Here is a 268-nt window from a genome sequence, read left to right as displayed (position 1 = left end):
GATATCGTGGAGATGGAGCGCGCAAATAACGGTTCGGTCTGTCAACCTGCAGGAGAAACCGATTCGGAATATGCCTTTTGTCACCTCCTGAGCCATATCTCCCAGAACATCCTGGCCTCCCCTGCCGCGAATGCAAACTTCTCGTTCCCCATCGTGGCGATGATCAGTGAACTGATCGCATCGCACGGCAAGTTCAATTTTCTCATGTCGGACGGAGAGCATCTGATCGCATACGGCCATGACAGGCTCCACTATCTGGAACAGAGAG

The 268-nt window shown here is 53.0% G+C and carries 1 protein-coding gene; it reads left to right on the top strand.

From position 1 onward, the window contains the following. A partial coding sequence (locus SCT_RS16570; protein WP_189799688.1) for a class II glutamine amidotransferase occupies positions 1 to 268 on the top strand: 268 nt, incomplete at both ends.

Source organism: Sulfuricella sp. T08, from assembly GCF_000971475.1.
Taxonomy (GTDB): domain Bacteria; phylum Pseudomonadota; class Gammaproteobacteria; order Burkholderiales; family Sulfuricellaceae; genus Sulfuricella.
Note: the sequence above shows the minus strand (reverse complement) of the source record. Positions and strands in the feature narration are given on the sequence as shown.